The organism is Acidovorax sp. ACV02, assembly GCF_014851475.1.
Lineage (GTDB): Bacteria > Pseudomonadota > Gammaproteobacteria > Burkholderiales > Burkholderiaceae_C > Acidovorax > Acidovorax delafieldii.
In genome coordinates, this window is sequence record NZ_JACUZU010000009.1 from 95,769 (window position 1) to 122,227 (window position 26,459).

Annotated in this window: 26 protein-coding genes; 16 read left to right on the forward strand and 10 right to left on the reverse strand. The window is 67.5% G+C overall.

The features are described 5' to 3' along the window. Positions 1-12 precede the first annotated feature (12 nt). From IB236_RS20655 to IB236_RS20695, 9 genes are read left to right on the forward strand one after another with little or no spacing between them, the layout of a single operon-like run. Positions 13-1,173: an MFS transporter gene (locus IB236_RS20655; protein ID WP_192422020.1), complete on the forward strand. Its 1,161-nt coding sequence runs from the start codon at positions 13-15 to the stop codon at positions 1,171-1,173. Next, positions 1,170-2,189, forward strand: coding sequence for a tripartite tricarboxylate transporter substrate binding protein (locus IB236_RS20660; RefSeq protein ID WP_192422022.1), 1,020 nt, complete (start codon positions 1,170-1,172; stop codon positions 2,187-2,189). Before IB236_RS20655 ends, IB236_RS20660 begins: the two co-directional genes overlap by 4 nt. 17 nt (positions 2,190-2,206) lie before the next feature. Beyond that, complete coding sequence (locus IB236_RS20665; RefSeq protein WP_192422024.1) at positions 2,207-3,004, forward strand: cyclase family protein; 798 nt, start codon at positions 2,207-2,209, stop codon at positions 3,002-3,004. A gap of 11 nt (positions 3,005-3,015) precedes the next feature. Continuing rightward, positions 3,016-3,600 (forward strand): cupin domain-containing protein, encoded by a 585-nt coding sequence (locus IB236_RS20670; RefSeq protein WP_192422026.1) that lies wholly within the window; start codon positions 3,016-3,018, stop codon positions 3,598-3,600. Then, positions 3,597-4,568 carry a tripartite tricarboxylate transporter substrate binding protein gene (locus tag IB236_RS20675; RefSeq protein ID WP_192422028.1) on the forward strand — a complete coding sequence of 324 codons (972 nt, stop codon included), beginning with the start codon at positions 3,597-3,599 and terminating at the stop codon, positions 4,566-4,568. The genes IB236_RS20670 and IB236_RS20675 overlap by 4 nt, the downstream gene beginning before the upstream one ends. Then, entirely contained in the window at positions 4,565-5,311 is a 747-nt protein-coding gene (locus tag IB236_RS20680) for an SDR family NAD(P)-dependent oxidoreductase (RefSeq protein ID WP_192422030.1), read from the forward strand. The genes IB236_RS20675 and IB236_RS20680 overlap by 4 nt, the downstream gene beginning before the upstream one ends. A gap of 4 nt (positions 5,312-5,315) precedes the next feature. Continuing rightward, on the forward strand, positions 5,316-6,305 hold the full coding sequence (locus IB236_RS20685) for a tripartite tricarboxylate transporter substrate binding protein (protein ID WP_192422031.1): 990 nt from the start codon (positions 5,316-5,318) through the stop codon (positions 6,303-6,305). Positions 6,306-6,316: 11 nt separating this feature from the next. Beyond that, the gene (locus IB236_RS20690; RefSeq protein ID WP_192422033.1) at positions 6,317-7,312 is read left to right on the forward strand and encodes a fumarylacetoacetate hydrolase family protein; all 996 of its coding nucleotides are present in this window, start codon (positions 6,317-6,319) and stop codon (positions 7,310-7,312) included. Next, the gene (locus IB236_RS20695; protein WP_192422035.1) at positions 7,312-8,271 is read left to right on the forward strand and encodes an NAD-dependent epimerase/dehydratase family protein; all 960 of its coding nucleotides are present in this window, start codon (positions 7,312-7,314) and stop codon (positions 8,269-8,271) included. The genes IB236_RS20690 and IB236_RS20695 overlap by 1 nt, the downstream gene beginning before the upstream one ends. Positions 8,272-8,702: 431 nt before the next feature. Here IB236_RS20695 and IB236_RS20700 read toward each other — a convergent pair whose 3' ends face one another. Next, positions 8,703-9,884 carry a trans-acting enoyl reductase family protein gene (locus tag IB236_RS20700; protein ID WP_192422036.1) on the reverse strand — a complete coding sequence of 394 codons (1,182 nt, stop codon included), beginning with the start codon at positions 9,882-9,884 and terminating at the stop codon, positions 8,703-8,705. A gap of 294 nt (positions 9,885-10,178) precedes the next feature. Here IB236_RS20700 and IB236_RS20705 point away from each other — a divergent pair, with 294 nt between their 5' ends. From IB236_RS20705 to IB236_RS20720, 4 genes are all read left to right on the forward strand, one after another. Next, complete coding sequence (locus IB236_RS20705) at positions 10,179-10,667, forward strand: YiaA/YiaB family inner membrane protein (RefSeq protein ID WP_056065512.1); 489 nt, start codon at positions 10,179-10,181, stop codon at positions 10,665-10,667. A gap of 121 nt (positions 10,668-10,788) precedes the next feature. Beyond that, a complete protein-coding gene (locus tag IB236_RS20710; RefSeq protein WP_192422037.1) occupies positions 10,789-11,274 on the forward strand; it encodes a hypothetical protein in 486 nt (161 codons plus the stop codon). A gap of 71 nt (positions 11,275-11,345) precedes the next feature. After that, the gene (locus IB236_RS20715) at positions 11,346-12,140 is read left to right on the forward strand and encodes a DUF2145 domain-containing protein (protein WP_192422139.1); all 795 of its coding nucleotides are present in this window, start codon (positions 11,346-11,348) and stop codon (positions 12,138-12,140) included. Positions 12,141-12,259: 119 nt separating this feature from the next. After that, positions 12,260-13,312: a zinc ribbon domain-containing protein gene (locus tag IB236_RS20720; RefSeq protein ID WP_192422038.1), complete on the forward strand. Its 1,053-nt coding sequence runs from the start codon at positions 12,260-12,262 to the stop codon at positions 13,310-13,312. Between the two features lie 33 nt (positions 13,313-13,345). On the opposite strand, the gene IB236_RS20725 is transcribed toward IB236_RS20720, so the two are convergent. From IB236_RS20725 to tgt, 5 genes are all read right to left on the reverse strand, one after another. After that, positions 13,346-14,755 carry a diguanylate cyclase gene (locus IB236_RS20725; RefSeq protein ID WP_192422041.1) on the reverse strand — a complete coding sequence of 470 codons (1,410 nt, stop codon included), beginning with the start codon at positions 14,753-14,755 and terminating at the stop codon, positions 13,346-13,348. A gap of 40 nt (positions 14,756-14,795) precedes the next feature. After that, a complete protein-coding gene (locus tag IB236_RS20730; protein ID WP_192422043.1) occupies positions 14,796-15,365 on the reverse strand; it encodes a PAS and helix-turn-helix domain-containing protein in 570 nt (189 codons plus the stop codon). A 27-nt stretch (positions 15,366-15,392) separates the two neighbouring features. Further along, complete coding sequence (locus IB236_RS20735; protein WP_192422045.1) at positions 15,393-16,535, reverse strand: diguanylate cyclase; 1,143 nt, start codon at positions 16,533-16,535, stop codon at positions 15,393-15,395. Between the two features lie 141 nt (positions 16,536-16,676). Further along, complete coding sequence (locus tag IB236_RS20740) at positions 16,677-17,015, reverse strand: hypothetical protein (protein ID WP_233250604.1); 339 nt, start codon at positions 17,013-17,015, stop codon at positions 16,677-16,679. 252 nt (positions 17,016-17,267) lie between these two features. Then, entirely contained in the window at positions 17,268-18,440 is a 1,173-nt protein-coding gene (gene tgt, locus IB236_RS20745) for a tRNA guanosine(34) transglycosylase Tgt (protein WP_192422047.1), read from the reverse strand. Positions 18,441-18,549: 109 nt separating this feature from the next. Between tgt and IB236_RS20750 the strand changes: the two genes are divergently transcribed. Next, a complete protein-coding gene (locus IB236_RS20750; RefSeq protein ID WP_056065531.1) occupies positions 18,550-19,029 on the forward strand; it encodes a universal stress protein in 480 nt (159 codons plus the stop codon). A gap of 96 nt (positions 19,030-19,125) precedes the next feature. Here IB236_RS20750 and IB236_RS20755 read toward each other — a convergent pair whose 3' ends face one another. From IB236_RS20755 to IB236_RS20770, 4 genes are all read right to left on the reverse strand, one after another. Continuing rightward, complete coding sequence (locus tag IB236_RS20755; RefSeq protein ID WP_056065534.1) at positions 19,126-19,512, reverse strand: hypothetical protein; 387 nt, start codon at positions 19,510-19,512, stop codon at positions 19,126-19,128. 376 nt (positions 19,513-19,888) lie between these two features. Next, positions 19,889-21,121 (reverse strand): phospholipase A, encoded by a 1,233-nt coding sequence (locus tag IB236_RS20760; RefSeq protein WP_192422049.1) that lies wholly within the window; start codon positions 21,119-21,121, stop codon positions 19,889-19,891. Further along, positions 21,118-21,636, reverse strand: a complete 519-nt coding sequence (locus IB236_RS20765; protein ID WP_225581284.1) for a hypothetical protein — start codon at positions 21,634-21,636, stop codon at positions 21,118-21,120. The genes IB236_RS20760 and IB236_RS20765 overlap by 4 nt, the downstream gene beginning before the upstream one ends. 14 nt (positions 21,637-21,650) lie before the next feature. Next, complete coding sequence (locus tag IB236_RS20770) at positions 21,651-23,750, reverse strand: ATP-dependent helicase (protein ID WP_056747936.1); 2,100 nt, start codon at positions 23,748-23,750, stop codon at positions 21,651-21,653. Positions 23,751-24,079: 329 nt separating this feature from the next. On the opposite strand from IB236_RS20770, the gene IB236_RS20775 reads away from it, so the two are divergent. Beyond that, a complete protein-coding gene (locus IB236_RS20775) occupies positions 24,080-25,369 on the forward strand; it encodes an ABC transporter substrate-binding protein (protein ID WP_192422050.1) in 1,290 nt (429 codons plus the stop codon). Between the two features lie 111 nt (positions 25,370-25,480). After that, complete coding sequence (locus IB236_RS20780; protein ID WP_192422052.1) at positions 25,481-26,434, forward strand: AEC family transporter; 954 nt, start codon at positions 25,481-25,483, stop codon at positions 26,432-26,434. The last annotated feature ends 25 nt before the right edge of the window (positions 26,435-26,459 follow it).

Sequence of the window (26,459 nt, forward strand, 5' to 3'; positions counted from 1 at the left end):
AGCGAGGTCGCCATGATCACAACCAATTCGCTGCGGGGCCGCGTGGCCCTGATGGTGGGCCATTGCGCGGGCATGGTCGATCTGGTCGCGTTGCCGGTGTGGGTGGGCACGCTGATCTCGGTGTACCGCTTTGACCCGCAGCAGGCGGGCCTGCTGGCTACCTTGTTTCTGGCCGGAGCGGTTGCGGCCAGCCTGGTGCTGGCGCCGTTCTTCCAGTTGCTGCGCGGGCGCAGCGTGGCGGCAGTGGGGTTTGCCTGCGCCGCCATAGCTTTTGCTGCGGCTTCCACCACTCACCAGTTTGCCTTGCTGGCGCTGTTGCACGCCCTTGCCGGGGTGGCGGCGGGGGCGGCACTGAGCGTGACGCACGGCACCATCGCCCGCAGCCAGAACCCCCACCGCATGTTCGCCTTGGTGGGCATAGCGCTGGGCGTATTTGCCATTGTTTTCCTCGGCGGCACGCCGGTGCTGGTGGCGCAGCAGGGCGGGCCGGTGCTGTTCCAGGTGTTTGCCGGTGTCATGGCGGTGGGGGCGGTGACTGCTGCAGTGGCGTTTCCCGCACCTGACATAGCGGGTGGTGCGGAGCGTTCACGGACGCCTGCCACGCCTTTGCCTGCCGCCGTCTGGTGGGGTGTGGCAGGCATCGCGGCCCTGGGATTGGTGCAGTCCATGACCTTCAGCTTTCTGGAGCGCGTGGGCAGCGACCGTGGTTATGGCCTGCAGGCGGTCACCGGGGTGCTCATTGCCCTGGGGGTGGTCAACCTCTTCCCTGCGGCACTGGCTGCGGTGCTGGAAAAGCGCTGGGCAGCTCGCAACGTGCTGCTGGCGGGACCTGCGCTGCAGGCTTTTCTGGTGGTGGTGATCATGAACTCGCCCGTGTTTGCACCCTATGCGGCGGCGGCTGCCGTGTTTGCGGCCGTAATGATCTTCACGCACACCTTTGCCTTTGGTGTGCTGGCGCGGCTGGACCCTAGTGGCCGTGCGCTGGCCGCGACTCCTGCCATGCTGATGTTTGGTGCGGCCATTGGGCCCATCCTCGGTGGCACCCTGGTCAAGGCCTGGGGCTATGGCAGCTTGGGGGTGGCCGCCTTGGTGATCGATGCAGTGGCGGTCTATGCATTTGCACGCATTCATCGTGCTCCGGGTACTGCAGTCGCAGTGAAAGGCATGGCATGAGCACGCCTTTTTCCTCAGTGCAGGCCCAGCAGACTCGGCTCAGTCGCCGCGCCTGTCTGGTGGCAGCGGCAGCAGGCATGGCTGCGCCGTGGGTCCGAGCGCAGTCGGGCCGACACATCACGTTCATCGTGCCCCAGCCTGCGGGCAATCCCAGCGACGTGTTCGCCCGAAAGCTCCAGACAGTGATGCAGCGCGAACTGGGCCAGACCATCGTCATCGAGAACCTGCCGGGCGCTGGGGGCTCCATCGGTGTGCAGCGCATGCTGAACGCGCCAGCCGATGGTGCAACGCTGGTCGTGGCATCGCAGACCGAGCCCATCCTCACCCCCTTGTCACTGGCCAGCGCGCGCTATAAGCCCGAGCAGATGCGCGCCATCGGCACACTGGGGCGAACCAGCTACGTGCTGGCAGGCCGGGCCGACATGCCCGCCACCACCCATGCACAGCTGCTGGACATTGCGCGGCAAGCGGCGGCCGCTGGCAAGCCGCTGACCTTCGGGCACATCGGTCAAGGCTCGATGATCCACCTGATGGGGACGCAGTGGGCGCGCCTGTGTGGCGTGCCGCTGGTGCATGTGCCGTACCGGGGTGTGCCACCGGTCGTGCAAGACCTCATGGGCAATCAGATCGATCTGTCCTTTGTGCCGCTGGGCGGCGCAGCGCTGAACATGCTGGAGACGGGCAAGCTGCGCGCCGTCGGCAGCACCGCCGCCAATGCGCCTGCGCTTCTGCCGCACGTCGCGCCCTTGAGCCAGCAGTCTGCAGCACTCAAAGGCTTTGAATACACCGCCTGGGGCGCGCTGCTGGTGGCGCGTCATACCCCTGATGCGGCGGTGCATCGCCTGCACCAGGCCTTTGGTGTGGCCCTGCGCGACACCGAGGTCCAGAGCTTTCTGCGCGCCAATGGGACCGAGCCCCAGGAACCGCTGTCGCTGGCCGCCCTGGACCACTTCTACCAATCCGAAATCCAGATCCACCAGGCCCTCGCCCGCACCGTGGGCGTGGTGCCTGAGTGAGCTTTGTACCCCCTGCCATGACCAAACCCCAACGCCGCTTTGTGGACCTTTCCATCTACCTTGAAAACGATGTCCTCTCCGACCCGCCCCCCCTGGCGCCCAAGATCACGTACCAGAAGCACGCCGACACGCTGCCCGAGTTCATGGCCATGATCCCGGGCACCCAGCCTGAGGACTACCCCGATGGCGAAGCAGCAGCGGCCGAGTGGGTGACGCTCACCACGCACAACGGCACCCACCTGGATGCGCCGTGGCACTTCCACTCCACGCAGGACGCGAAGAACGGCGGAGCCCGCCCCTCCATCACGATTGACGAAGTGCCACTGGAATGGTGCTTTCAGCCGGGTGTGAAGCTGGACTTCCGCCACCTGCCCGATGGCTATGTGGCCACTGCTGCCGATGTAGAGGCCGAGCTGGCCCGCATCGGCCACACACTGCAGCCGCTCGACATCGTGGTGGCCAACACCCGCGCGGGCTCGCGCTACGGGCACAAGGACTACCTGGGCGCTGGTTGCGGCATGGGCTACGAGGCCACCATGTACCTGCTGGAACGCGGTGTGCGCCTCACGGGCACCGACGCCTGGAGCTGGGACGCACCGTTTTCATACACCGCCCAGCGCGTGGCAGAAACCGGCAACAAGGCCCTGATCTGGGAGGGCCACAAGGCGGGCCGCGACATCGGCTACTGCCACCTGGAAAAGCTGCACAACCTGGAGGCGTTGCCGCCCACGGGTTTCACGATCAGCTGCTTCCCCCACAAGATCCGTGGCGCCTCGGCAGGCTGGACGCGCGCGGTCGCCATTTTTGAAGATTGAGGAGTTGGTTCATGGCTTTCCCATCCATCCATCGCGTGGTCACTGGCCACAACGCCGAAGGCCGTGCCGTGGTTACCAGCGCGGGGCCGCTGCCCACCGTGGTCGAGATTGCGGCCATTCCTGGCACGGTGTTCCACGAGGTCTGGAGCACTGCGCAGTCGCCCGCTGTTGTGGACAACGGCCCGGACCCGACGCTTGGCCCGCTGGTGCTGCCGCCCCCGCAGGGGGGCACCCGCATCCGGTTCGTGGATATTCCGCCCGATACGCCCGAGTTCCTGGCCCGGGGTGCCGAGCGCATGCACGACGCCTTCAGCCAGATTGGCGATGCGGCGGCCTCCACGGTGAAGACGGACTCCCCCCATCCGCTGATGCACCGCACCGAATCGGTGGACTACGGCGTGGTAATCGAAGGCACGCTGACGCTGGTGCTGGATGAGGGCGAAGTGCCACTGCGCCCCGGCAGCGTGGTGGTGCAGCGGGGCACCAACCACGCCTGGGCCAACCGTTCGGGCGCGCCGTGTCGCATGCTGTTTGTGCTGGTCGATGGGCGTTTTGATGCCTCTCTGGCCGCTCCTGCGAAGGAGCAACAACCATGAGCACGCGCCGTCAATGGCTGGGCGCTGCAGCGGCCGCAGCGCTGACGCCCTGTGCATGGGCACAGGCCCCGTATCCCGCGCGCCCGTTGAGCTGGGTGGTGCCCTACCCGGCCGGGGGCTTTGGCGACGCGATGTCGCGCCTGCTGGTGCAAAAGCTGGGAGAGCGCATGCAACAAGCCGTGGTGGTGGAAAACAAGCCCGGCGGTGCGGCGCAACTGGCGGCGCAGTACGTCAAGCAGCAGCCTGCGGATGGTCGCACCCTGCTGTACGCAGACATCGGTCCGCTGGCCATGTACCCAGCGCTGTACGCCAAACTGAGCTTCAGCCCCCTCAAGGACTTTGCGCCCCTCACGCGCCTGTTCAAATCGCCGCTGGTGGTGGTTGTGCCTGCCAGCAGCCCATTCCAGACGCTGGCCGACCTGTTGCGTGCGGCCGCTGCGGGGGATGGCCTCAACTATGGCTCTTACGGGCAGGGCAGCCAGCCCCATGTGTGGACCGAGCAGCTGCGCATCAAGACACGCTCGCGCATGACCCATGTGCCCTACCAGGGCGCAGCGCCCGCGCTGCAGGACCTGATGGCCGGGCGCCTGGACTTCATGTGCGATGTGGTGGCATCCAGCCTGCCGCTGGTACGCGAAGGCAAGCTGCGCGCGCTGGTCAGCGTGGGCAGCGAGCAGCGCCTGCAGGTGCTGCCCCAGGTGCCCACGCTGACCGAAGCCGGGCATGCGGACCTCGACACTCCGGGCTGGAACGGTGTGATGGTGCGCGCGGGCACGCCTGCGCCGGTGGTCGAAGTGCTGCACAAGGCGGTGGTGGCGGCGCTGGAGTCGCCCGAGGTGCTGGGCCGCCACCGGCCGCTGGGCCTGGAGCCTGCACCGCTGGCGCCCGCTGCATTTGGCGAGTTCATCCAGAGCGAATCGCAGCGATGGGGCTTGGCCATTCGCCAAGCCGGGATCAAGGTCGAATGAGTCTCTTTGATCTGCAGGGTCGCACCGCCCTGGTTACGGGGGCCACCCAGGGCCTGGGTCTGGCGATTGCGCGCACCCTGGCCGAGCAGGGCGCCCGGGTGGTGGTCTCTGACCGCGATGCGCTGGCCTGTGAGCAGGTCGCTGCGTCGTTGCCCAACGCCATCGGTATCGCTGCCGACATGGCGGTGCCTGCGGCCATCGCTGCGCTGGTGGAGCGCGCCGGGCCGCTGGACATCCTTGTCTGCAATGCCGGTATCCAGGGGCCTGCGGGGCCGTTGGCCAATGCCAGCGATGCAGACTGGCAGCAGGTGTTTGACATCAACCTGTGCGCCGCAGCGCGGCTGTGTGCCTTGGTGCTGCCTGGCATGGCGGCGCGGGGCGGCGGCAGCGCGGTGCTCATCTCCAGCATCGCGGGCCTGCGCGGCAACCGGTCGATGGGCCTGTACGGGCTGACCAAGGCGGCGCTGGCCCAGTTGGCGCGCAACCTGGCTGTGGAATGGGGGCCTGCGGGCGTACGGGTCAACGCCGTATCGCCCGGCCTCATCCGCACGCCGCTGGCTGAGCGGCTCATGGCCGACGACGCCTTCATGGCGCGGCGCATCCAGGCCACGCCGCTGCGGCGCGCCGGAGAACCCGACGAAGTGGCTGGCGTGGTCGCCATGCTGGCCAGCCCCGCCGGGGCCTTTGTGACCGGACACAACCTGGTGGTCGACGGCGGCACCACCATCAGCGATGGGAGTTGAAACCATGCACGGCATGCTGAACCGAAGAACCCTGCTGGCCAGTGCCTTGGCGCTGCCCATGAGCACCTGGGCAGCCACCTGGCCCTCACGGCCGTTGCGCATCGTCCTGCCGTTCGCGGCCGGAGGCAGTTCGGACCTGGTGGCCCGCCTGCTGGCCGACAAGCTGGGCCTGGCCCTGGGCAGCCCGGTGGTGGTGGAGTCGCGCGCGGGTGCCAACGGCATCATTGCCTCGGAGTCCGTAGCCCGCAGCACCGACGGGCATTCGCTGCTGTGGGTCAGCGCCGCTCACGCCATCAACCCCAGCCTTTACCCCCGGCTGCCGTATGACACCCAGCGCGACTTTGCCCCCGTAGCCCTGGTTGCCAGCCCCGGGCCTATGGTGATTGCCGTGCCTGCAGCCCTGCCGGTGCGCAGTCTGTCCGACCTGACGGACCTTGCCCGGCGAAAGCCTGGGCAGGTCAGCTACGCATCGGCCGGGGTCGGCAATGTGCTGCACCTGGCGGGCGAGATGCTGGCGCAGCAGGCCGGAGTGCAGTTGCTGCATGTGCCCTACAAAGGCGCTGCGCCCGCCCTCAATGATCTGGCGGCCGGGCAGGTGAACCTCATGTTCAACAGCGCCCTGGCCGTGGCCCCCATGGTCAAGGACGGGCGCATTCGCCTGCTGGCGCAGACCGGCGCGCAGCGCTCGCCTGCCTTGCCCTCCGATCTGCCCACCGTGGCCGAAACACCGGGACTGGCAGGCTTTCAGGTCACCGGCTGGTTTGGCCTGCTGGCTCATGCTGCCCTGCCCACCGAGGCCATCGCGCGGCTCAATGCCGAATGCGTTCGCATCCTGGCCCAGCCCGAGCTGCGCGAAAAGCTGGCCCTGCTGGGCAGTGCCGACGCCCCCACCCGGAGTGCGCGTGAGTTTGGCGCATTTCTGACTGCAGAGACCGACCGCTATGCCCGCGTGATCCGGGCGGCGGGGCTGCGACTGGAAACACCTTCTTCCTGATAGGACTGGCGATGCGATTTGCAACTCTGAAAGACGGCAGCCTGGACGGCCGCCTGGTACTGGTTTCTTCCACCGGCTTGCAGGCCGTCGATGCCGCTCCGATAGCTGCGAGCCTGCTGGAGGCCTTGCAGAACTGGGACGCTGTGGCACCCGCTTTGCGTGAGCGCACGGCAGCGCTGGAGGCGGGCACGGCAACCGGCATCTTCGCGTTCGACCCGGCGGTCTGCAGTGCTCCCTTGCCGCGCAGCCCGCAGTGGCTCGATGCATCGGCGTTCCTCAACCATGGCCGCTTGATGGAGCGGGCGTTCAACACGCCGCCTATTCCGCATTTCGACACCATCCCAGTCATGTATCAGGGCGCCAGCGACGACTTTTTGGGCCCTTGCGATGACGTGCCTCTGCCCAGCGAGGCCGATGGCATCGATTTCGAAGGCGAGTTCGGCGTCGTCTGTGGCCCGGTGCCCATGGGCGTGACGCCTGAAGCAGCATTGAATTGCGTCCGCCTGGTGGTGCAGATCAACGACTGGAGCCTGCGCGCGCTGGGCCCGCACGAAATGAAGACGGGCTTTGGATTCTTGCAGGCCAAGCCTTCCACCAGCTTTGCCCCGCTGGCCGTGACGCCGGATGAACTGGGCGATGCCTGGCAGGACGGGCGGGTGCATCTGCGGCTGCATGTGGACTCCAACGGCCAATGGGTTGGCCACCCGCATGGCGGCGAAATGAACTTCAGCTTTGGCCAGCTCATTGCCCATGCCGCCCGCACACGGCGGCTCACGGCAGGCACCATCATCGGTTCGGGAACCGTGTCCAACCAGGCCCGCGATGCAGGCTCAGCCTGCCTGGCCGAGCGGCGTGTGATCGAGATCCTGGACGAGGGCGCCGCCAAGACGCCTTTCATGCGCTACGGCGACACCGTGCGCATGCAGGCGCGCTGGCCCGATGGCCGTGAGGGGCCTTTTGGGGTGGCGCACCAGCGCGTGGTGGCTGCAGGCACGGGGGCACGCTGATGCATGTGGTCGTCACCGGTGCCGGCGGGTTCATTGGTTCCGCCCTGGCCGAGCGGTTGCAGTCCGCCCCGCTTGTGCCCGGCACGCCCTTGCGCCTGACGCTGGTGGACCGCGTCGGGCCTGCTGCGCCTTGCGCGCCGGGCGTGCAATGGCACATCGGTAGCTTTGCCGATCGCGCTTTGTTCGATGCCCTGGAAGACGATCCGCCCGACTGCGTATTCCACCTGGCCAGTGTCCCGGGATCGCTGGCCGAGCGTGAACCTGCGCTGGGTGTGCAGGCCAATTTGCTGGATACCGTGGCCTTGTGTGAAGGCCTGGCGCGCGCGGTGCGTGCAGGCCGGGCGCCCGTCCCGCGGCTGGTGTTTGCCAGCTCGGTGGCGGTTTATGGTGCGCTGGGCAGCCAAGCCGTCGATGAGTGCCAGTGGCCGCAGCCCACGCTCAGCTACGGGATGCACAAGTGGATGGTGGAATTGCTGGTGGCGGACTACAGCCGGCGTGGCGATATCGATGGCCGCAGCCTGCGGCTGCCCGGCATCGTGGCGCGGCCCCCGGCAGAAACGGGCCATGGCTCCGCATTCATGAGCCAGATCTTCCATGCCCTGCGGGCGCGGCAGGAGTACACCTGCCCCGTGTCGGCGCAAGCCACGGCATGGTGGATGTCGCTGGGGTGCTGCCTGGATAACCTGGTGCATGCCGCACGCTTGCCCGCAGAGGGCATGCCGGCCGAACGGTGCTGGCAACCCCCGGTGCTGCGCGCGTCGGTGGAAGAGGTCGTGCAGACCATTGCCCGCGCGGTGCATGCCGATCCGGCCGAGTGGATTCGGTATGCGCCCGATACCCACATCGAGACGCTGTTCGGCCGCCTGCCCGCCTTGCACACCCCCCGTGCGGAGGCTGCTGGTTTTCAGAGCGACGGCTCGCTGCAGTCCCTGGTCACACGCGTGTTGGGCGGGCTGTAGGGCGACGGTGGAGTGAAGTAGGGGGCGGCAAAAAGAGCGCGCCACGGGACGCGCTGCGGGGCTGGCGCCGGACTGGTGGGCGGCGCCGTGTGCTGCAGCGCTCCCGTTACGCGCCGCGCCCTCAGAGCCTGTTCACGGTCCCGCAGGGGCCGCGTTGGAGCGCAATCGGGATGAGTGGATGCTTCGGATGCGCCGCATGGGCTCGTGCCCATGCAAGCAGCCGGGGCGTCCAATCGCCCGATTTCACTCCAACCCTTCGGGCAAGTGCCTTGCCGGGCGGTCTGCGGCGTTGCGGCGCTTGCCGATCGCACGGGCTATCGGCTGCGCACCGCGCCTTGCACACCATCCCGCAAAGACCGCTGCGCGACCCCTGGGAGATCGTGAACAGGCTCTGAGCCCTCAGCCGATGCGGGCGTCGGCCTGGGGTGCGTTCAATGCGTCTCGACCGCGAAGTCCAGGCCCGCATTCGCTTGCAGCCGCGCGATGAGCCGGTCGCCCATCGCCGGGGCGGTGGTCCAGATGCCGCCTGGGGTTTCCGTGGCTTCCTGCAGCAGGCACACCGCCGCTTCGGTGATCATCTTGGAGGTGGACCCATAGCCCGGGTCGCGGTCGCCCTTCACGCCCACGCGCAGGGTGTTGCCAGCAGCGTCGGTGCCCAGGAACAGCACGTCGTAAAAGCCGTTCTCGCGTTCCTCGCGCGAAGGGCCTTCGCCCGGCTTGGGGCCCTTGTCCGAACCCAGCGACTTGTCGCCTGCCACCGCGTTGGCGATGGCCTCGCCCTTTTCGCCGGGGCCGGTGATGAGCATTTCGTCGTAGACAAAGTCGGTGCCGTAGGCGTGCTGCAGCAGGAAGTTGGAGCGGTGCACGTTGCGCGTGTTGATGGCGGCCATCACGAACGGGGCCACCCAGACGCCATCGCCCAAAGCCTCGTCCACCATGGGCTTGTTGCCCGAAGGCTGGCGCGGGCCTTCAAACCCGGGGGTGAGCGAGAAGGGGTTTTTCAGCAGGTCCAGCACACCGGGCTGGGTGGCAGCGGCCGCCATGGTGGCCTTGAGGCTGGCGGCGGTGCCGCCCGAGAAGGTGCCCTTCATCTTGCGCACCCGGCCGCGCACGCGCGGGGCCGGGTGGCCGAAGCGGTGGCGGAATTCCTTTTGCAGCAGGAACACGCCCAGGTCGAACGGAATGGAGTCGAACCCGCACGAGAACACGATGCGCGCGCCGCTGGCTTTGGCGGCGGCTTCATGCGCGTCGATCATCTGGCGCATCCAGGCGGGCTCGCCACACAGGTCCACATAGTCCACCCCGGCCTTGGCGCAGGCGGCCACGAGTTCGTTGCCATACAGCTGGTAGGGGCCTACGGTGGTCAGCACCAGGCGCGTGGCGTCCATCAGCGCCTGCAGGCTGGCGGGGTCGCTGGTGTCGGTCACGACCAGTGGGGTGTCGGCCGGGGCGCCCACTTCGTCGCGCACGGCGGCGAGTTTGTCGGCATTGCGGCCCCCCATGGCCCAGCGCAGGCCGCTGCCGGCGGGGTAGCGTTGCAGCAGATATTCGACCACCAGGCGGCCGGTGAAGCCGGTGGCGCCGTGGACGACGAGGTCAAAAGGTTTGGTCATGGTGGGGGCTCCGTCCGTCAGAAGTACAAGGTCCGGGGGCAGGCAGAAGTTGCCTTGGCCGGAGAGGCCGCCATTCTCTGTGGCCGTGCCTGCTGCCTCTGTCGCGCAGGTGCGTGGCGAGGGCCGCGTAGGGCCTGAACAACGGCTTGCACCGAATTTTTTGAGAAAAAGTACCGTAAAACGATACTGGATGGCCTGCGGGTGGCCACTGTTACGGTTCAATGCAGACACGCAAGTTACGTCTGGGCACCATTCGTTCCGTGTTCAACCAACGCCCTTCAGGGCACCACAGCAATGTCTTCTTCTCCCATCGTTGTTCAGCGTGACACCAAGGCCTGGCAGCTGCAGGTGTGGGTCTCGTTCGGCATCGCGGTTTTTCTGTGCGCCGTGGGTCTGGCGTGGCTGCCAGGCGAGCAGCTGGAGCAGGCGTTCATGGTGATGGGCTATGTGTTCTGCCTCTCGGCCGCGTTTGTGCTGGCCAAGTTTGTGCGGGACAACGAAAGCGCTTCGCGCCGTGGCGGTGGTGACACCCCCATGTGGAAGCTGGTGGTGTGGGGTGGCTTTGCGGTGGCCATGGGCCTCACGGGCTGGGGCCTGTTGAGCATGGACATCAACGTGACCTACAAGGCGTTCCTGGGCGTGAGCTGGCTGTACCTGATCACCACCGCCTTCACGCTGGCCAAGATGCTGCGCGACCGCCATGAGGCCGACCTGCTCGACGCTCGCCTGCAAGGCCGCCGCGAAGCCGCCCAGGCCGCCGCCCAGAACAGCAGCGTGAACTGATCGCACCCGGTGTGCACAGGCGGCAACCCGCCGCCCTTCTGGATGAATTTCTGTCTGGTCTTTCGACCCGGTCTGTCCCGCACCTGGATGTGTGGGCGGGCCGTACCCTGAGGAGTGAATGATGATGAATGCCATGTTTTCTTCGTGGGGCTCTGCCGCTCGCCTGCCCCGCGCTCTGCTGGCCGCTGGGGTGGTGTGTGCGGCCCTGGTAGCGGCTGCGCCGGCCCGGGCCCAGAGCGAGGCTTCTGCCGCGCTGTCGCTCTTGCCCGTGGCCTCCGTGGTGGGCACGGCGTCGGTGGCCTCGGCGGCTGCCGGTGCGGTGGTGACGGTGCCGGCGGCGTTGTCGGTGGGCGGCGCGGTGCTGACGGTGCGGGCGGTGGAGGCCTCGGCCGTGGGCACGGTGTACCTGCTGGAGCGTGCCTCGGATGGTGCCCAGGTGAGTGTGGAGGTGGTCGGCCGTGGTGTGACGGGCTCGGCCTATGCCGTGGGCACCGTGGTCACCTGCAGCGTGATCGGCACGGGCGTGATCCTGTCGGCGGCGGGCGAGGCCATTGCCTTTGTGCCCAATGCCATCGGTCGCGCTTTGTTGCACAACGAACGTCTTTGAGGAGCGGCACGATGGTGAAAACCTTGACCTTTGGCCGCAGTCCCGCGCAGCGCATCCCTGCCGTGGTGGGCATGGTGTTCCTCGCAGGGGTCGCGCTGCTGGCCGCCACGCCGGCCCACGCTGGCCGCTCGTGCGAGTCGCGCAAGCCCGTGCCCCCGCAGGTGATCGAGCGCGGCATGAAGCTGGCCGAGCAGACCTCGGTAGCGCTGGATGCCGAGCACGCCAAGTCGGGCGTGCAGGTGGTGGCGCTGGCCCGTGCGGGGCAGGACCTCTCCAAGTACGGCCTGCGCTATTCGCACTTCGGCTGGGCCTACAAGACAGCCGAAGGCCCGTGGCACGTGGCGCACAAGCTCAACGAATGTGGCACGGCGGTGGGCCACCTGTACCGCCAGGGCCTGGGCGAATTCTTTCTGGACGACCTGTGGCGCTACGAGGCCGTGTACGCCGTGCCCACGCCCGAGGTGCAGCAGCGCCTGCTGGCCGTGTTGCAGGACAAGGGCCGCACCAAGGCGCTGCAGCACCCGCCCTACAGCATGGTCAGCTACGCGTGGGGCCGCAAATACCAGCAGTCCAACCAGTGGGCGCTGGAGACCCTGGCGATGGCCATGGAGCCCGCCACCGTGCGCTCGCGCGACCAGGCGCAGGCCTGGCTGCAGTTCAAGGGCTACGAGCCCACCACGCTCAGGCTGGGCCCGCTCACGCGCATGGGCGGGCGGGTGGGCTCGGCCAACATTGCGTTTGACGACCATCCGAACGAAAAACGGTTCTCGGACCGCATCGAGACCGTGACCGTCGATTCAGTCCTGGCCTGGATGCAGCGTACGCAGCTGGCAGCCGCCCCCGTGGTGCTGGCGATCAAAAATTGAATCAAAATGCCAGCAGGCGCAATCAATACATGCACTGGTAGCTATAAAAAGAAGAGCATTTTCCGGTGCGCTGCAGGGTGCACCCAACCCCGGCGCCCGGCGCCACCGAGGAGAAGAACATGAGCAAGTCCCTGAGACTGTCCGAGAAATGGTTCCGCCGTGGCCTGTGGCTGGTGGCGCTGGTGTTTGCCAGTTTCCTCATCGGGCTGGGTGGCACCATCGTGGGCGATCTGCCCAAGGTCGAGACCCCGCTGCGGGTGGACGACTTTCTGGACAAAGCCGCAGCCGACAGGCTGCGTTCCGAGGTCAAAACGGCGCGCCAGGCCGAACAGGACGCGCAGACCGCGCTGGAGCAGGCCCAGCTGCAGCGCAGCAAGGTGCGCAGCGAGGTGCAGGCCGAGCGAGAGAGCTTCAACAACTGGCTGTCCACGCGCAGCGCCACGCAGCGGGCCGACCAGGACCCCGAGGTGATCGCTCGCACCCAGGCGCTCGACGCCCTCAAGCTGGTGGAGCGCAAGGCCCAGCAGGCGGTGGAGACGCAGCAGCAGGCCGCCCTTGATGCCCGCCAGGCGGCAGCTGCCCGGCAGGAGCAGCTCAACCAGATGGAGTCCGACGGCTACGTGAAGCTCGGGGCCGAGCGCCGCAAGGTCGAGCTGCGCGTGTTCCTGTACCGCCTGGCCCTCACGCTGCCGCTGCTGGCCGCAGCCGGCTGGCTGTTCGTCAAGAAGCGCAAGAGTACCTACTGGCCGTTCGTGTGGGGCTTTATCTTCTTTGCGCTGTTTGCCTTCTTTGTGGAGCTGGTGCCCTATCTGCCGAGCTACGGCGGCTACGTGCGCTACGTGGTGGGCATTGCCGTGACGGCCGTGGTGGGGCGCTATGCGATCCAGGCGCTCAACCGCTATCTGGAGCGCCAGAAGCTGGCCGAGGCCTTGCCCGACCAGGAGCGCCGCAAGGAACTGAGCTACGACGTGGCCCTGGCCCGCCTGGCCAAGAGCGTGTGCCCCGGCTGCGAGCGGCCCGTGGACCTGAAAAACGAGAAGATCGATTTTTGTCCGCACTGCGGCATCGGCCTGTTCGACCACTGCGGCCACTGCAGCACCCGCAAGAGCGCGTTTGCACGGTTCTGCCATGCCTGCGGCACCGGGGCGGGCGTGAAACTGGCGCAGGAGTGAGGCGGGCCGCAGAGCGGCGCCGACAACGCTGACCTAGCCCACCATCACCCGATTGCGCCCCTCGGCCTTTGCGCGGTACAGAGCCGTGTCGGCGGCCAGCAGCAAGGTGTCCATGTCGGCATCCGCGCCCAGGGTGGCGCTGTGCACCAGACCAATGCTGACGGTGGCCTGCTGGGGGCCGCCCTGCGTCGCGTCCAGCGCCTGCCGTTCCACGGCGCTGCGCACCCGTTCGGCAATGGCCTGGGCCTCGGTGGGGGACACGCCGGGCAGCACGGCGGCGAACTCTTCACCCCCCATGCGGCCCAGCACGTCGTCGGCGCGCAGCGCGCGCAGCATGGTCTGGGCAATGCTGACCAGCAGCCGGTCGCCCGCGCCGTGTCCGTGCTGGTCGTTCACCTGCTTGAAGTGGTCCACGTCCACCATCATCACCGCCAGCCCGGTGGATTCGCGCTGGTAGCGCTCCAGCAGACGATCGCCCTGTTTGAGCAGCGCGCGGCGTGCCAGCACGCCCGTCAGGTCGTCGTGGCGCACGGCATGGTGCAGGCGGCGCAGGGCCTCGGCGCGTGCCGCGCTGGCGCAGGCCACGGCCAGAGGCCCCAGGGCCAGGAGCGTGACGCCCACGCGCAGAGAGAACACATCGCCCGCATGGGCCGGCGTGAAGTTGAGCACACCGGTGGCCACGCCCGCCATGGTCCACAGGCACACCACCAGCGACAGCAGGCTGGAGGTGAAGGCGCTGTAGCTCAGCGCACACCACAGCAGCCCTGGCACCACAAAAGCCAGCATGCCGGGCCCGCCGATGAGCGTGCGGATGCCCTCGGCCAGCACCAGCGAACTGACGGGCGCAACGCGCCAGAACAGCGGCGTGTCCGGGGTGTGCGAGGGCGGGTCTGCCGCGCGCGGAGCGGCCAGCACCACGGGCACGATGAGCATGTAGTTCATCAGCTCCGTGCTGAACCACAGGGACAGCAGGTCCGTCCACGGGGAGTCGAAATACACCGGTGCCGCGCCGCAGCCTGCCAGCGCACCCACTGCGCTGGCAACCAGCGCTGCCAGCAGCAGGTACAGCGCCGCCGCCGTGCGCTGCAGCCGCAGGATGGGCTCGTCCAGCCCCCGCAGCACCAGCCAGCCGGCGGTGGCGCCCAGCAGGTTGGCGGCGTTGAGCCACAGGGCCATGCCCCAGGCACTGCCGGTAGCCAGGTCGGCCGCTACATAGCCCACTGCGGCCGCCACCCAGGCGGGTGGCCGTGCCAGGTGGGGGTAGCGCACCAGCAGCCCCAGCAGCAGTGCATTGGCAGGCCAGAACGCCGACAAAAAGCCGATGGGACGCGCAAAGATGCCCACCAGGCAGGCGGTGAAGATCAGCAGCGCCAGGGCGGCCCAGGCCACGGGCGGGGGAACGGTCCGGGCGGGGGCAAAGAGGCGGGGCAGGGTGGGCGGCATGTCGGCAGCGAAGGCGTGCGGGCCCCGATTGTCCCCGGTGTCAGGGCATGCCCAACAGCAGGGCCACCAATTCGCCCGTGCTGGTGGCCCCCAGCTTGCGCATGATCCGCCCCCGGTGGGCTTCCACCGTGCGGTGGCTGATGTGGAGGTGGCGGGCAATCTGCTTGCTGGTGGCACCGGTGACGATGTGCTGCGCCACCTCGCGCTCACGCACCGTGAGCGGGGTGCTGACCACCCGGCGGTGCGAGATGTCTTCAAACATCCACACCGCGCGCGCAAACGGTTGGGCGCGGTCCAGCGCGCGGCCCACCACATGGCACCAGAATAGCGTGCCGTCCCGGCGGCGCATCACTCGCTCGTCGCTGTAGCTGCCGGTGTCCATCATGGCGGGCAGGCCCAGGTTGCCGGTGTGGGTGAATTCGTCCAGCGACGGATACAGCGGCGCCAGCGGCTGGTCCAGCAGCTCGGCCTGTTCGTAGCCAAACATGCGGGCAAAGGCGTCGTTGCAGATCTCGATGCAGCGCTCGCGCGTCACGCACATGCCGACGGGGGCCAGGTTGAAGGCCAGTTCCAGCGCTTCATTCAAAGGGGCTTGGAGGGCGGTAGGCATGGGGCGGGATTGTGCGGCAGGCCGGGATCAGGCCCGGCGCCCTGCGGCCACCACCACGCGGTTGCGGCCTGCGTGTTTGGCGTCGTACAGCGCCTGGTCGGCGGCGCCCAGCCATTCGGCCCAGTTGCCGCCGCCAGAAGTCACGCAGACCATGCCGATGCTCACGGTCACGGGGATGCCCTCCCCCGCTTCTGTGAGACGGATGTTCTGCACCGCGCTGCACAGGCGCTGGGCCACGGCCGCCGCATGCGCTGCCGTTGCGTCGGGCAGGTACACCAGAAACTCTTCCCCGCCCCAGCGGGCCAGCAGGTCCGACCCCCGCAACTCGCCGCCCAGGGCCTCGGCCGCTGCCCGCAGCACGCGGTCGCCCGCCGCATGGCCAAAGCGATCGTTGATGTGCTTGAAGTGGTCCAGGTCTAGCTGCGCGATGGCGCTACCCACTGGCAGCTGCGCCGGCAGCATGGACATGAGCCAGCGGCGGTTGCCGATGCCGGTGAGCGTGTCCGTCTGGGCCACCTTTTGCAGCCGCACCTCGGCCCGCTCGTTGGACAGGGACGACACCATGAGCGCTACGCCGAAATGGCAGAACATCTGCGCGTAGAACGCACGGGCAAACCCCAGCGGGCTGGTGGCGTGCGTCGCGATGAGAAACAGCTGCAGTGCAAACAGGCCGGCACTGATTAGCAAAAGCCCGGCCAGCAACCCGCGCGAGGGCAGGGGCTCGGTGTGGCGGTCGCGCCAGACCTCGTGGGCCGCCGCCGCCAGCGCCAGCGCGGCCGTCAGGTGGAAGGCGCCCGCGCGCAGCAGGTTGTCGAGCGGAAACTGCGTGGCGATGCCCAGCGCCAGCCAGCCGCCCGGCACTGCCGCCAGCAGAGGCAACGAAACCCGCCGGCGCCCGCTCAGGGTCCGCACGCTGGCCCAGACCAGCATGTAGCCCAGCGTGCCCAGCAGCAGGCTGGTGTGCGTCCACAGCCACTGGGGCAGCACCTGGTACTCGCCCTGGCCCGCCAGCTCGGCGCCGACGGCCAGAAGCAGGTAGGCCGCCGACAGCGGCCGGAGCCCTTGCGGACGGCAGGAATGCCGGCTGACATGGAAGATGCTCAGCGCGCCGGCGACCAGAGCGGTCTTGTAGAGCAGGAGGACGGTGGGGAGGTCAAGCTGTAAACCCATGGCGCTGCGTGGCGGTCGTGTGATGGCAGTTGTTGGAGCGGATCAGATCGGGTGGTCTCCGTCCCCCCGTATGGTGGCCGAAAGAAGTGACAGGTGACAGATGCCAGCGCGGCGCAGGGTGGATTCCGGGGGGGGGGCTCCTCAGCGCTGGCGCCACCGCTTCTTCCACTGCCGCTGGATCACCCGCGCCACGCGCCAGGCCCACGAGGCGCGGGCACGTTCCAGCACGGCATGCTTGAGCTGCATCCAGTGCGCGTGGGTCCAGGCAAACCAGCGCAATTGCATGAGCGCAGGCTGCGTGAGGGTGAACAGCCGCGCCACCACCGCCGTGCCCACCACCTTGGCCAGCACGATGACGAGCATGCCCAGCACCACATGCCCGCGCCCGATGGCCCAGAGCGCCAGCAGCTTGATCGGCAGCAGCAAGGCCGTAGGCAACGCAAACAAGGCCACCGCAGCCCAGGGCGGCAGGGAGCGCACCCAGCCTTCGATCCAGCGCAGCCCCGGCCAGCGGCCGATGCGCGCCAGCAGGCGCTGCAGAGGCTCCCAGCCCCATTCCTCGAACAGGATCAGCAGTGCCAGCAGGCCGCTGCCCAGGCCCGTGAGGGCCCGCAGAGGCCAGTGCAGCAGGTGACGCAGGAGTTTTGGAATGATTTGGGCCCGATGCGCTAGTGAATCATGCCTGAGGTGCTATGTAAAACATAGCATTCTGGCGGGAGGCATATCCGCAGCTCACACGCCGCGCGCCCGGTCGGCCTTGAACTGTGCGCGGAACTGGGCGAAGGTGCCGGCCTCCAGCGACTCGCGCACCTCGCGCATCAGGTTCAGGTAGTAGTGCAGGTTGTGTACGGTGGTGAGCATGGGGCCCAGCATTTCGCCGCAGCGGTCCAGGTGGTGCAGGTAGGCACGTGAGAAGCCTTCACGTCCGCCGTCGTCCCACGACACGCCCGAGCTGCCTGCGCAGGCGTAGCAGGTGCAGCTGGTGTCCACGGGCTTGTGGTCGGCCTTGTGGCGTGCGTTGCGGATCTTCAGGTCGCCAAAGCGCGTGAACATCGTGCCGTTGCGCGCGTTGCGCGTGGGCATCACGCAGTCGAACATGTCCACACCGTCGGCCACGCCCTGCACCAGGTCTTCGGGCGTGCCCACGCCCATCAGGTAGCGGGGCTTGTGCGCGGGCAGGCGGTGGGGCGTGTGGGCCATGATGTCCAGCATCTCGTCCTTGGGCTCGCCCACGCTCACACCACCCACGGCGTAGCCGGGGAAGTCCATCTCGACCAGGCGCTCCAGAGACTCCTGGCGCAGGTTCTTGAACATGCCACCCTGCACGATGCCAAAGAGCGCGTTCGGATTGTTCAGGCGGTGGAATTCGTCCTGGCTGCGTCTTGCCCAGCGCAGGCTCATTTCCATGCTCTTGCGCGCTTCGGCCTCGGTGGTCTTGTGGCCCTTGGTCTCGTACGGCGTGCACTCGTCGAGCTGCATCACGATGTCGGAGTTGAGCGTGGTCTGGATCTGCATGCTCACCTCGGGCGACATGAAGAGCTTGTCGCCATTCACGGGGCTGGCAAAGGTCACGCCCTCTTCGGTGATCTTGCGCATGGCGCCCAGGCTCCAGACCTGGAAACCGCCGGAGTCGGTGAGGATGGGCTTGTCCCACTTCTCAAAACCGTGCAGGCCGCCAAAGCTTTGCATCACGTCGAGGCCCGGGCGCATCCACAAGTGGAAGGTGTTGCCCAGGATGATCTGCGCGCCCATGTCGTGCAGGCTGCGCGGCATGACGCCCTTGACGGTGCCATAGGTGCCCACGGGCATGAAGATGGGGGTTTGCACCACGCCGTGGTTGAGCGTGAGCTGGCCACGGCGTGCGTGGCTGGAGGGGTCGGTTTTGAGGAGTTCGAACTGCAGCATGATGGGGCGCATTGTCCCAGACGGGCCGGGCTGACCTGCCGCAAGGGATTGGACTGGCGCTGGCCGATGGCGTCGCTACACTGGTCTGTACTCACTCAAGGAGAACCCCATGCTCAAGATCCTCATCGCCGTGGACGGCTCCGAACTCTCCCTGGATGGCGTGCACCACGCGCTGGCGCTGGTGCGCCAGGGGCTCCAGGCCACGATGGTGCTGGCCAACGTGCAGGAGCCCGCCACGCTGTACGAACTGGTGACCACCCGCGACCCCGACCTGATCGCCGCCGCCAGCCTGGAGGCGGGCCAGCATTTGATGGCGCCAGCGCGCGCGCTGCTCGACGCCGCCGGGGTGGCCTACGAAACCGATGTGGGGGTGGGCGATGTGGCGCACACGCTGGTGGACATGATCGAGCGCTCGGGCTGCGACATGGTCATCATCGGTGCCAAGGGGCAGGGCGCCATCACCAGCGCGCTGCTCGGGTCGGTGTCGCAGGAGGTGGCCCATGCCAGTCCGGTGCCGGTGACCATCGTCAAGCATGCCGAGGTGCAGGAGGGGGTGGACAGCGACGCGGTCGAGGACGCCGAAGCCTGACCCCTTTGGCGCCCGCCCTGATAGAAAAAGACAGGACAAAGGAAAAGGGCCGCTGTGCGCGGCCCCGATCGGAATGTGTGGGAGAGGTTGCCCGGATCAGGCCGCCTTGCGAAACGGCTCCGAGGGCCGCTGCAGCTTGCCATGGGGCAGGGTGGCCAGGCGCGAGAACATGCGGCGCACATAGCCGCGCACCCACAGGCATTTGTTGAGCTCGTCCACGGGCAGCGGGCCTGACACCACCACGATGTCGTTGGCCACGTCCTGTGCACCGGCAGCGCGCAGGCGGCGGCGCGTGTTGTTGGCCCAGGACTGGATGCGCGTGGGGCTGCCGTGCTGGTGCACCTCGCCCGTGTGCACATCGAACGCAATGGCCACCGTGTCGGTCTTGAGCTTGAAGCGGCGTTCACCCGTGACGGCGCTGGGCGCCTCGCGCATGTCATACAGGTAATAGCTGCCTGCCTTGAGCTGGTATTGCATGTCCATGGGTGTGTTCCTCTTTGTCGGCATTGTCGAGGGGCACGCGGCAGGCAATGGCAGGTAAAACGGTGGGAAAGGGGCTCTTATTGAGCGCCTCTCACAGGGGGCCACGCCGGTTTCTGTGCGCGTGCCATTGTGGCCGCGCGTCGGCGTCATCCGGAGAAACTTGAGGACGATGTCGTAACGAGTTGTGAGGGCCTTCGCCCCGCCTTGGGCTACTGCTGGCTGGTGCTTCGTCCAAGGCGTATGCAACTGGCGCGGCCCCAGGCGCGGGCAGCCAAGCAAGGGCCGCCCCGCAGCGAGGGCTGCGTCCCCCTGCCCACATCGCGTAGCGATGTGAGAGCGGGGGGAAGGCGCGCAGCGCCTCAGGGGGGTGTCTCTGCTAGAAATCCACCAGACTCAACCCCACACTGAACACAGTGCGCTTGCGGTTGTAGTCGATCATGCTGTCGCCGTAGCCGCTGAACAGCGAGGTGTGCAGTCGCAGGTTGCTCTTGCTGCCGAACAGGCCGGTGCCCAGGGCCTGCAGCCATTCCACACGCACCGAGCCCCGGTCACTGCTGGCCAGCGTGTGGCGCACCGTGGCGCCCAGGGTGTTGTCCTTGTTCACGTTCCACAGCAGCGACAGTTCGCCCCGGCCGATGTAGTCGCTGATGCCCGGGTTGTCGTCGCTGCCTGCGCTTTCGGGGATGCGCTTCCAGATGCGGGCGTTCACGCTAAAGCGGTTGTCCAGTTCGATGCCGGTCATCAGGTAGGCGCGGTTCCAGCTGCGCGACAGCGGCTTGCTCTGGCCGTTGGACTGGTGCACCAGGCCGATGCCGCTGTAGCGCCACTTCCAGCCAAACGGCAGTTGTGCCGTGGTGGGGTACACGTACATCAGCTCGGGCTCGTGGTCGGTGGCGCGGAAGGGGCGCGAGATCTCGGGGGTGAACAGCTGCCAGTACGACTGCTGCGTGTAGCCAAACCAGAGCGAGTCCTTGAGCGTGGGGTGGCCCTGGGTCAGCAGGCCCTGCGCAATCTTCGTGCGCACGGACAGCTGGATGCGGTTTTCGGTTCGGCGGTACGGGGTCGAGTCGGTGGCCGAGTTGCCGTCGGCATCCGACGCGGGCTGGCGGTTCACGCTGCTCGACGCCACCACCGACACCGTGATCGGGCGGTAGCCCCGGAAGCTGAACGTGCCGCAGTCCGTGCCCGTTTCCAGCTCCCAGAAGCGGGAGAGATCGCTGTACTGCGGGTCGCGGCAGCCTTCGGTGCGCGCCACATCGATGATGCGGGTGGCAGGCAGCGTGGCGTCTACCGGCGGGGGCACGGCCGACGAAGAGCTTGCGCCGCTGGCACTGGCCGACGCCGAAGCAGCAGGGGCTTGCCAGGACTGCGCTCTTGCAGGAGCGGCCTGGGCCTGTTCGGCCGCCCAGGCGTCAAAGCAGGCCAGGCGCGCCTGGTTGTCGCTGGACAGGGCGGTGCAGCGGCGCAGGGCAGCGTCGGTCCCTGTCGCGGCGCCGGTGGCTGCGGCTGATTGCGCCAGCGCCGCGCCGGCCGGGGCCAGGGCTGCGAGCAGCAAGGCCAGCGGGCGGTGCAGACGGGACGCGGGGGTGCCCCGCGCAATGGCGCTCATTGCCAAGCCGCCTGTTTGCGCAGCACAAACGGTGCTGACGGCGTGGTGGGGGTGGGGTGGGCGTTGTTCCATGTTCCGCGTATTTCCTTGCCGCAACTTCCATCGACCACCTGGCCTGTCCAGGTGGCACTGATGTTGGTGCCGTTGATCGATTCTTCCAGGGTCAGGTCGCCGCCGTCGACGTCACCACTGACCTGGACCGTGGTGCCGCTGCGCACCACGGTGCCACGCACGCTCTGTGCCAGCTCCGGGTGCGGGCCCAGTTGCAGCGTGGCCGTGGTGGGCTTGTCTCCGGGCGCAGGGGCCTGCAGCTCGGCGCGCCACTGGCCCTGCAGGTGGTGGTGGTCCATCTCTGCCGCCGCTGGGCATGCCGCTGTGGATTGTGGGCCTTTTTGGCTGATGGCGCTTGTAGGACAAGCGCTGATAGCTATCAAAAGCGCAGCAATGCGCCAGGCGCTGCGGCCACGGGGCAGGGTGGGGCGTAGGGTGATATCGGTGGCGGGGTGTTGTGCCATGCGCGTACGCCCTCTCAAGCAGTGGGCGCCGGGTTGGCGGCCGCAGCCGCGTTGGCCGCAGTGGTGGCCTGGGCCTTGGCAGCAAATTCGGCGCGCAGGGCCTTGAGCTTTTCACGCGGGTCTTCGCGGGCGGTGGTCTTGTCCAGGCCCATTTCGGCGATGAAGCGGCTCGGTTGTGCGGCCACCATTTCGCGCCCTTTTTTGCGGCGCTTGGTCCAGCTCACGGCCAGGGTGCGCTGGGCGCGGGTGATGCCCACGTACATCAGGCGGCGCTCTTCCTGCAGGCGCTGCAGCACATCGTCGGTCACCTTCTGCTGGCGGCCTTCGTCGTCATCGAGCTTGAAGGGCAGCATGCCTTCGGTCACGCCCACCAGCACCACGTGGGGCCACTCCAGCCCCTTGCTGGCGTGCAGGGTGGAGAGCGTGACCATGTCCTGCTCCTGCTCGCGCTCGCTGATGGTGGACAGCAGCGCAATGGTCTGCGACACCTCCAGCAGGCTCTTGGTCTCCTTGGCCACCACGGCGCCAGCGGTGTCGTCGATCTGCCCGCCCGCGCGCTGGGCCATCCAGTCGCAGAACTCCATCACGTTGCTCCAGCGGGCGGCCGCCACTTTTTCGCTGTCTTCGTTGTCGTACAGGTGCTGCTCGTAGCCAATTTCCTTGAGCCATTCGTTCAAAAAGGCGCGGGCCTCCTCGGCACCATGGGTGCGGCGGGCGCTGTACTCCAGGTAATTGATGTAGCGGCCAAACTCGTGCAGGCCGTCCATGGCGCGCTTGGGCACAGCGGCAGGCAGCATGCCGTTGAACAGCGCGCCGAACATGCTCTGCTTGTGCTGGGTGGCAAAGGCCCCCAGCGATGCCAGCGTGGTGTGGCCGATGCCACGCTTGGGCGTGGTGATGGCGCGCAAAAACGCCGGGTCGTCGTCGTTGTTGATCCACAGCCGGAACCAGGCGCACAGGTCCTTGATTTCGGCGCGGTCAAAGAAGCTCGTGCCGCCCGAGACCTTGTAGGGAATGTTGGCCTTGCGCAGTGCCTTCTCGAACGGCTTGGCCTGGTGGTTGGCGCGGTACAGGATGGCGAAGCTCTTCCAGTCCGGCGGCGGGTTGCTGGCCGCGCGCAGGCTCTGGATGCGGGCCACGGCGCGCTCGGCTTCGTGCTCCTCGTTGTCGGCATCGACCACACGCACCGGCTCGCCCTCGCCCAGTTCGCTGAACAGGGTTTTCGGGAACAGCTTGGGGTTGGGCCCGATCACGTTGTTGGCCGCACGCAGGATGGCGCTGGTGGAGCGGTAGTTCTGCTCCAGCTTGATGACCTTGAGGTGGGGGTAGTCCACCGGCAACTTCTTGAGGTTGTCCAGCGTGGCGCCGCGCCAGCCGTAGATGGACTGGTCGTCGTCGCCCACAGCGGTGAAATGTCCCTTTTCGCCCACCAGCAGCTTGAGCAGCTCGTACTGCGTGGCGTTGGTGTCCTGGTACTCGTCCACCAGCACATGGCCCAGGGCCGCCTGCCACTTGGCACGCACCTCCGGGAAGTCGCGCAGCAGCCGCAGCGGCATGCCGATCAGGTCGTCAAAGTCCACGCTCTGGTAGGCCGCCAGGCGCTCTTCATACCGGGCCATCAGCGTGGCGATGATGCGTTCGTTGTCGTCCGCCGCCTGGGCCAGGGCCTGTTCGGAGGTCAGGCCCATGTTCTTCCACTTGCTGATCACCCACTGCCACTGGCGCGCCGTGGCCATGTCGGTGGTGCCACCCGAGGCTTCTTTCAGGATACCCGTCACGTCATCAGCGTCGAGGATGCTGAACTGGGGTTTGAGGCCCAGCACATGGCCGTCCTCGCGCACCATGCGCACGCCCAGCGCGTGGAAGGTGCACACCAGCACATCCTTGGCGCGCCGGCCGATCAGACCCTTGGCGCGCTCGCGCATTTCGGCGGCGGCCTTGTTGGTGAAGGTGATGGCCGCGATGCGTTTTGGGTCCATGCCCTTTTCGATCATGTGAGCGATCTTCATCGTGATCACCCGTGTCTTGCCCGAGCCCGCGCCTGCCAGCACGAGACAGGCCCCGTCGGTGTAGTGGACAGCCTGGAGCTGGGCGAGATTGAGACCGGCAGACATGGAGAGGGTGAGGGCAGGAAGAGGCGGAGGGCGGAAACCGGGCAGGGCGCGGTGCGGTGGGCGCCACGGGCGCGGGGTGCAAACCGAGGGGTGTGCCGCGCAAGGGCGCAATGATACCGGCGCGCCCCTGGCAGATGCGGTGCGAGGGTATCGGCGGCCGCGCCATGCGCGACCAGCGCCTGACGGGCTGCTGACGGGGCCGCTGCAGGACCCGCGCGCGGGCCCTGTGCTCCGGGAAACCCCGCTAGGGGCTTTGTTTTCACAATTTGATACTGGTTGGCGAGTCCTTCCCTTTGTCGGGAGGGGAGTGTTGTGAACCGAGCACCGCCATGAACCCTGCCACCCCGCCTTCCATCGCTCTGACTGCCGCCGCACCCCGGGCGGGCCGCCGTCGGTTGCCACTGCCTGCATGGACCGCCTGGTCCGCCCTGGCGGCTGCCGGTGTGCTGGCGGGTGCGGCGTTGCTGCCACGGGTGGCTCATGCGCAGGTGGGGGGCAACGCCCCCGCGCGCATCGGCGTGGTGGGGCCGTTCACGGGGCCGTCGGCCGACTTTGGCGTGCCCATGCTCAATGGCATCAAGCTGGCGGTGGACGAGATCAATGCCGTGGGCGGCTACCTGGGCCGCCCGCTGGAGCTGGTCATCAAGGACGACAGGGCCGATCCCGACCAGGGCCGCAAGGTGTCGCAGGAGCTGCTGGCCGAGAAGGTCGTCGCCACCATTGGCTTTTGCAACACCGGCGTGGCGCTCAAGGCCATCGACCTGTTCCAGGACGCCAAAAGCCCGCTCATCGTGCCCTGCGCCACGGGCACGGCCGTGACGGCCAAATATCCCGCGCCCGACAGCTACATCTTCCGCGTGCAGGCGCGCGACGCGATCCAGGCGCCCTTCCTGGTGGACGACATCGTCAAACGCGGCTGGGACAAGGTCGCCATCTTTGCCGACAAGACCGGCTATGGCGAAGGCGGCTACAACGACGTGGTGGCCGCGCTGGCGGCCAAGAACCTCAAGCCCGTGCACGTGGCGCGTTTTGACCTGGGGGTGAAGGACCTGACGGCCGAGCTGACTGCGGCGCGCAACGCGGGCGCCAACGTGGTCTACAGCTACACCGTGGGGCCGGAGAACGCCACCATTGCCAACGGCAAGAAGGCGCTGGGCTGGAAGGTGCCGCAGGTGGGGCCGTGGCCGCTGTCCTTCCCGTTTTTCCTCGAAGGCGCCAAGGACGCGGCCGAGGGTGCGCTCATGGTGCAGACCTTCATCGCCGAGCCCAGCAACGAGCGCCGGGCATCGTTCCTGTCGAGCTACACCCGCAAGTACCAAGGCAAGGTGGCTGTGCCCATGGCGGCAGCCAACGCCTACGACGCCACCTATCTGCTGATGTATTCATTCCTCGGCATCCGCGACGGCAACCTGAACGGCAAGGCCATCAAAGAATCGCTGGAGGGCAAGATGAAGACCTACTACGGCGTGGTCACCACCTACGACAAGCCCTTCAGCGCGCAGGACAAGGACGCGATCACGCGCAACATGCTGGTCATGGGCATGGTCAAGAACGGCGCCATCACCTTTGCCTACCCGGAGGATGCCAAGCGCAACCTCATCATTCAGCGCAAGCAATAACAAAAAGCGGATGTCTGCGCTCGCCACCCGCGAGCCCACCCACCTGACTTTGCGCTGACCACCCCGGGCGCCGCAGACCCTGGCTGCTGGCGCAACAAGGACAATCGGGCTGTGCTGTCCGTCCTGCTCGTCACCTTCCCCTTCTTTGCGCTCGTGCTCTGTGGCTACCTCGCCGCACGGCGCGGCGTGCTGCCGCAACCTGCCATCCCGGGGCTCAACGCCTTCGTGCTGTACTTTGCTCTGCCATGCATGTTGTACCGTTTTGGCGCCAGCACACCCATCCACCAACTGCTGGACCCGGCCGTGGCAGGCGTGTATGTGCTGTGTGCGCTGGTCATGGTGGGCGCCACGGTGGCGCTTACGCGCAACGCGCGCATCGGCTGGAACGACGCGGCCTTTGGTGCGCTGGTGGCCGCCTTCCCGAACACGGGCTTCATGGGTGTGCCGCTGCTGGTGGCCCTGTTGGGTGCCCAGAGCGCGGGCCCTGCCATCGTCACCATTGTGGTGGACATGGTCATCACCAGTTCACTGTGTATTGCGCTCTCGCGCCTGGACGGGGCGGGCACCCACGGCGTGGGCGTGGCGCTGAAAAGCGCTTTCAGGGGCATGGCCACCAACCCCATGCCCTGGTCGATTGCGCTGGGTGCGCTGGCGTCGGCGCTGCAGTTCAAGTTGCCGGTCCCGGTGGACAAGACCATCGCCATGCTGGCCGACGCGGCCTCGCCCGTCGCGCTGTTCACCATCGGCGCAGTGCTGGCGCGCTCGCAGATGAACCAGCACGAGCAGGTCCCTGCACGGGACTACGTGCCGGTGGCGCTGGCCAAGCTGCTGGTGCACCCGCTGCTGGTGTGGAGCGCAGGCACGGCGGCCATGGCGCTGGGGGTACCGCTCACGCCCTTTGCGCTCACGGTGATGGTGCTGCTGGCGGCGCTGCCCAGCGCCAGCAATGTGTCGCTGCTGGCCGAGAAATTCGGCGCCAACAACGGGCGGGTGGCCCGCATCATTTTGGTGTCCACTGCGCTGGCGTTCCTGAGCTTCTCCGCCGCAGTGGCGCTGCTGACCTGACAGCATAAGGGGAGTGGCTCGCAAC

Bases quoted from the DNA above. Each gene is read 5' to 3' on its own strand.
- IB236_RS20655 (WP_192422020.1), top strand. From the start codon at position 13: ATGATCACAACCAATTCGCTGCGGGGCCGCGTGGCCCTGATGGTGGGC.
- IB236_RS20660 (WP_192422022.1), top strand. From the start codon at position 1,170: ATGAGCACGCCTTTTTCCTCAGTGCAGGCCCAGCAGACTCGGCTCAGT.
- IB236_RS20665 (WP_192422024.1), top strand. From the start codon at position 2,207: ATGACCAAACCCCAACGCCGCTTTGTGGACCTTTCCATCTACCTTGAA.
- IB236_RS20670 (WP_192422026.1), top strand. From the start codon at position 3,016: ATGGCTTTCCCATCCATCCATCGCGTGGTCACTGGCCACAACGCCGAA.
- IB236_RS20675 (WP_192422028.1), top strand. From the start codon at position 3,597: ATGAGCACGCGCCGTCAATGGCTGGGCGCTGCAGCGGCCGCAGCGCTG.
- IB236_RS20680 (WP_192422030.1), top strand. From the start codon at position 4,565: ATGAGTCTCTTTGATCTGCAGGGTCGCACCGCCCTGGTTACGGGGGCC.
- IB236_RS20685 (WP_192422031.1), top strand. From the start codon at position 5,316: ATGCACGGCATGCTGAACCGAAGAACCCTGCTGGCCAGTGCCTTGGCG.
- IB236_RS20690 (WP_192422033.1), top strand. From the start codon at position 6,317: ATGCGATTTGCAACTCTGAAAGACGGCAGCCTGGACGGCCGCCTGGTA.
- IB236_RS20695 (WP_192422035.1), top strand. From the start codon at position 7,312: ATGCATGTGGTCGTCACCGGTGCCGGCGGGTTCATTGGTTCCGCCCTG.
- IB236_RS20700 (WP_192422036.1), bottom strand. From the start codon at position 9,884: ATGACCAAACCTTTTGACCTCGTCGTCCACGGCGCCACCGGCTTCACC.
- IB236_RS20705 (WP_056065512.1), top strand. From the start codon at position 10,179: ATGTCTTCTTCTCCCATCGTTGTTCAGCGTGACACCAAGGCCTGGCAG.
- IB236_RS20710 (WP_192422037.1), top strand. From the start codon at position 10,789: ATGATGAATGCCATGTTTTCTTCGTGGGGCTCTGCCGCTCGCCTGCCC.
- IB236_RS20715 (WP_192422139.1), top strand. From the start codon at position 11,346: ATGGTGTTCCTCGCAGGGGTCGCGCTGCTGGCCGCCACGCCGGCCCAC.
- IB236_RS20720 (WP_192422038.1), top strand. From the start codon at position 12,260: ATGAGCAAGTCCCTGAGACTGTCCGAGAAATGGTTCCGCCGTGGCCTG.
- IB236_RS20725 (WP_192422041.1), bottom strand. From the start codon at position 14,755: ATGCCGCCCACCCTGCCCCGCCTCTTTGCCCCCGCCCGGACCGTTCCC.
- IB236_RS20730 (WP_192422043.1), bottom strand. From the start codon at position 15,365: ATGCCTACCGCCCTCCAAGCCCCTTTGAATGAAGCGCTGGAACTGGCC.
- IB236_RS20735 (WP_192422045.1), bottom strand. From the start codon at position 16,535: ATGGGTTTACAGCTTGACCTCCCCACCGTCCTCCTGCTCTACAAGACC.
- tgt (WP_192422047.1), bottom strand. From the start codon at position 18,440: ATGCTGCAGTTCGAACTCCTCAAAACCGACCCCTCCAGCCACGCACGC.
- IB236_RS20750 (WP_056065531.1), top strand. From the start codon at position 18,550: ATGCTCAAGATCCTCATCGCCGTGGACGGCTCCGAACTCTCCCTGGAT.
- IB236_RS20755 (WP_056065534.1), bottom strand. From the start codon at position 19,512: ATGGACATGCAATACCAGCTCAAGGCAGGCAGCTATTACCTGTATGAC.
- IB236_RS20760 (WP_192422049.1), bottom strand. From the start codon at position 21,121: ATGAGCGCCATTGCGCGGGGCACCCCCGCGTCCCGTCTGCACCGCCCG.
- IB236_RS20765 (WP_225581284.1), bottom strand. From the start codon at position 21,636: ATGGCACAACACCCCGCCACCGATATCACCCTACGCCCCACCCTGCCC.
- IB236_RS20770 (WP_056747936.1), bottom strand. From the start codon at position 23,750: ATGTCTGCCGGTCTCAATCTCGCCCAGCTCCAGGCTGTCCACTACACC.
- IB236_RS20775 (WP_192422050.1), top strand. From the start codon at position 24,080: ATGAACCCTGCCACCCCGCCTTCCATCGCTCTGACTGCCGCCGCACCC.